Origin of the sequence: Spongiimicrobium sp. 3-5 (assembly GCF_046557915.1) — a bacterium.
Lineage (GTDB): Bacteria > Bacteroidota > Bacteroidia > Flavobacteriales > Flavobacteriaceae > JBHEBG01.
In genome coordinates this window covers 1-4,658 of the sequence record NZ_JBHEBG010000014.1, presented here as the reverse complement: position 1 = coordinate 4,658, position 4,658 = coordinate 1, and the positions used below count along the sequence as shown (strand labels likewise).

Here is a 4,658-nt window from a genome sequence, read left to right as displayed (position 1 = left end):
CGTCCGTCGGGAAGGTTCGCAACAGCGACAGGAACTATCCCGAATCCGATGGGATCGCTCCATTGACCGTCCTGGGACGGGTCTTGGCAATATGCTCCGGAAACACCGGAAAAGAATATGATGATCAGTAAGAAAAAACGCGTGAGGTAACTGTTTCCCATAAAAAATTCTTTAATCTTTCGATTTCAACTGTTCGGGGAAACATTTATGTTAAAATTAAGACTTATAAAGTATTTTATTGATGCAATAAGAACTATCTCGATTAAACACCATAATTACTCGGTAAATGGTAAGCCAACAAATATGTTCTTCTATTCGAACTCCATGGAGGTTACTTCAATAACCCCCCATTGTCAATAGTTTATGAGAATTAATATCCAGTTTGGATCAAAGTAAATTTTTGCCGAAAAAAGTATTCTTTATTATTTAAAAAGGTGTTTTATGTCAAACTATAAACCGGCATCTTTTGAACGTCCATTTTCCAAGCAGAAATACATCCTGAAGGCATAGCACAAGAAGAAAATCGAAAGTAAAATCTCAAAAATCTCACTATGCCCATAAAATGTTGAACATGCCATATATAGAAACAAGAAGAACAAACTTCTATGGGGAGAAAAAACACTGAACAAATATGATTGACTGGTTTTTGGGAAAAACCAAATTAAGAACATACAAATAAACATGCACATACCTATGAAAGGATAGACAAAATTAAAGATTGGATTTAGAAAATTGTGCATATTCGTTTCCGCTTGGAAGTTATATTTTTCAAATATCCCAAAGGAGTCCCATCCAAAAATATGTTGGCCCCAACTAATTTCTTCCCCAAAAATATAAAAGGACACCAATGATAAGGCAATTAAAGCAATGGTTGCTTTTTTCCCTTTAAGATGAAGTAGGTCGCTTTTTTTGATCTTGAAACTTGTAATCAGGAACACAACCGAAGCCACTAAAAAAAACAACGCGGCAAAACCTTCTATAAAACCTTCTTCTTTGGGATCTCCAAATGTCAGCTGATGCAAATGCAATAAGACGCACAAAACGATGGTTATAAAAAATGTATAATAGGAAAACCCAACTTTAGGACACGCATCATCCTTAACAAAAAATGAAAGAACCTTGTTCTTGTCTAAAAAACTATCGGTCAAAGTCTTAATCTTCCCCATTAGTCCAAAGGAATAAACCACAGAAACCACTAGAGCCAAAAGGATCATTAAAATTGTAAAGTTTTCGACCATTGCCGTGGTTTCCTTGCTTAAGGATTTATCCGCGCTTAAATACTCGGTAGCAAAATATAACGCAGACCTAAGGATCTCGGTAAAATACGCGATAAGCGCTACAAAAGTAATTAAACCAATCGCTCTTTTTATAATCCTTACTATTTGCATCTGTTATTGGTAATTCTAAACTCGGTTTTCAAATAACACGGAAAATAGCTTCCGCACATAACGGGCTAAAATACTAATATTTTATTTCTTTCGGTTCACCATAGCAGTCCTTCTCTTTGGTGATTAATTGACAACACAACATCATTAAAACAAAACATTGCAGTGGATGGACCTGAAAGAATGCTTCAGTTTTAAACGGGTAAAGCATAAATAAAGTGCAGCCTAAGCATAAAATATCTTAGGTGCTACTTGCTTACCATTCTCCAATTATATTAGAAAATTGGAGCGTTTAGTGTAATACAGGATGTCTTACTTATTGATCTAACAAAAGAAAGGGAACCCGGCCGGGTTCCCTTTCCATAATTAAAACTATCTGTATTCTTAACTATTTTTAAATAATTCCCTGTTTCTGGGTTTTTACTTATAACCCAAGATGGATTATCTTTTTAAATTCGACATCATTATTATCAACTCTTTCTATGATAAGTATGTATGTTCCTACACTTAATCCCGAGACGTCCCATGCTTCTTCGTTATCGTGGTTTGAAGGGATAATATGCTGCAACACTGTTTTACCATATATATCATTAAGTTGAACCTGAAGTCCCTCGCCCATATAATCTGTTAGAACGAAATTCAAGATACCATTAGGTACAGGATTAGGATATACCACCAAATCTTTCAATGGTGTTACTCCTTGAGTTTGTCTTTCCAATACTACAATATTCAACGTGGTAGTACAACCAGAATCTGAGGTAAAGGTGTACAATCCTGCTTGCTCCATGCCAATAGCTGTAATGGCATAGGGTGCTAAAAGTTCTTCACCACCCGGTAAGGTAATTGTAACAGGGTTATTTTCAGTAATGGCATCCAATGAAATTTCGGAATCTTCGAAAACAGTAATCTCACTTTCGCTATTCCCAGATTCACCATCGACCGTATAGCTAGCAACAATGCTCGTTGCGGTACAAGGTGCTGCCGTATCAACATTTATGACCAATACAGCGGTGCAACCATTCTCAATGGTAAAAGTATATACCCCAGCCTGCGCCAATTCTATGTTTTCAAGGAAATATTCACCATCAAATACAGAACCATCTGGCAATGTAACGGTAAACGGAACCTCTTGTACAATGCCAAGATCTACGCTATCTCCCACATTCACCGTGATTGCGCCAGCGCCACTCTGTGCTGGTTGATCATTGATAGCATATTCAGGTGTTACACTGTTTTGATCGCAAACCACTGAAGTTACTGTTAATTCCAAGGTAGTTGTACAACCCTCCTCTGTAGTGAAGGTATAGGTACCACTATCTGCTAAAACACTGCTAGCTATTTCAAGGTCATTGAGATCCAAGGCTTTATTGTTTCCATTGGGTCCGGTAACGCTGAAAGCTTTACCATTCGGCAAAATACCTAGCGATAAGGCATCCCCTTCTGTAACGCTCAACTGGGATTGCCCCGTAACCGCTGTACCGCCATTGACGCTATATTCTACAAGTAACCCAAGTCCAATACAATCAATAGGTTCTATGGTCAGTTCCAGTACAACCGAACAACCTTCCTCTGTTGTAAAGGTATACGTACCACTATCAGCAACGGTGCTGCCTGTAATTAAAAGGTCGTTGATATCCAATGCCTTGCTATTACCATTGGGTCCGGTGACGCTAAAGGCTTTTGCATCTGGTATTATACTAAGGGCCAAATCATCTCCTACGGTGGCAGTTAACTGGGTCTGTCCGGTAACCGGTATCCCTCCATTGACGCTATATTCCGTAAGCAATCCAAGTCCAACACAATCAAAAGGTTCTACCGTCAGTTCCAGTACTACGGAGCAACCTTCCTCTGTTGTAAAAGTATATGTGCCGCTATCTGCAATAGTGCTGCCAGTAATGAGAAGGTCGTTAGCATCCAATGGCTTATTGTTGCCATTGGGTCCGGTAACACTAAATGTTTTTGCGTCTGGTATTATACTAAGGGCCAAATCATCTCCCTCGGTAACCGTTAATTGAGATTGCCCCGAAACCGGGATTCCGCCGTTAACGCTATACTCCGTAAGCAGGCCTAGTGCTGCGCAATCCACGTTTACCACTACCTCCAAATCTACAGTACAGCCAGTTCCGATAGTCGTAAATGTATAGATACCGCTATCTGCAGGTGTAATACTGGGAAAAGTATAATTACCTACACCTATGTTCTCAAAAAATCCGTTCGGACCTGTTATGGTATAGGGCAAATCATTTGGAAAAACACTTAACATTACCAAATCACCTTCATCCACTACGGCTGTAGGAGCTCCCTGTGTCCACGGATCGGTAATGCCAACCCGATATTCTGAAAGCACGTTACCGCAATCCAGGGGATTGACCGTCACATCTAAATCTACAGTACAGCCAGAGCCGATGGTAGTGAAGGTAAAAATACCATCATGTAGTAAAGTAACGTTGGGAATGGTAAAGTCCCCAAGACCTACATTTTCAGAAAATCCGTTTGGTCCGGTAATAGTATACGGAAGGTCATCTGGAAAAATACTGAGCATCAATTGAGCTCCCTCGGTTATTGTGGCTGTTGGGGAGTCTAATATCCATGGATCAAAATTAATTCGATGTTCGGAAACTACCGCGCTACAGTCTACTACGTCTACGGTTACGTCCAAATCTACAGTACAACCAGATCCAATGTTGGTAAATGTAAAGATACCATCGTGTATTGCGGTAACATTAGGAATGGTAAAATCTCCAAGACCCACGTTTTCGAAAAATCCGTTTGGCCCAGTAATAGTATACGGAAGGTCATCCGGAAATACGCTGAGCATAAGTTGTACCCCTTCATCTACCGTTACAGCAGAGGCGCCTTGTACCCAAGGTTCCAAGTTAATTCTGTATTCCGTTAAAAGACCAAGTCCTGCACAGTCTACCGGATTAACAACTACATCCAAAGTAACGGAACAACCTTCTTCCGATGTTATGATATAGGTGCCTTCATTGGCTTCGGAAACACCTGCAATATTATAATCATCACCAACTGTACCTCCGCTTGGAAGCGTTATAGTTATACCTAGTTGACTTCCACCTACTTCATTTGGAAGGGCACTAATAATTAAATCGCTCCCAGCATCCAAAACAATTTGAGAAGCTCCGTTATCCCATACCCCATTGATCCGATATTCGGCAGTTATGGGTGTATCCCCAGAATCACAACTTGCTACTACATTTAAGTTTATTACGGCCGCACAGCCCGTTGGTGTGGTAAGCACATATTGTCCTATAT

Annotated in this window: 2 protein-coding genes; both read right to left on the bottom strand. The window is 39.9% G+C overall.

The features are described from left to right. Positions 1–449: 449 nt before the first annotated feature. Positions 450–1,388 (bottom strand): hypothetical protein, encoded by a 939-nt coding sequence (locus ACEQ81_RS18595; RefSeq protein WP_411032426.1) that lies wholly within the window; start codon positions 1,386–1,388, stop codon positions 450–452. Between the two features lie 421 nt (positions 1,389–1,809). Further along, positions 1,810–4,658 (bottom strand): T9SS type A sorting domain-containing protein (locus ACEQ81_RS18590; RefSeq protein ID WP_411032425.1); only part of this gene is annotated, 2,849 nt, incomplete at its 5' end.

Coding starts and splice junctions, on each gene's coding strand:
- ACEQ81_RS18595 (WP_411032426.1), bottom strand. CDS start 1,388: ATGCAAATAGTAAGGATTATAAAAAGAGCGATTGGTTTAATTACTTTT.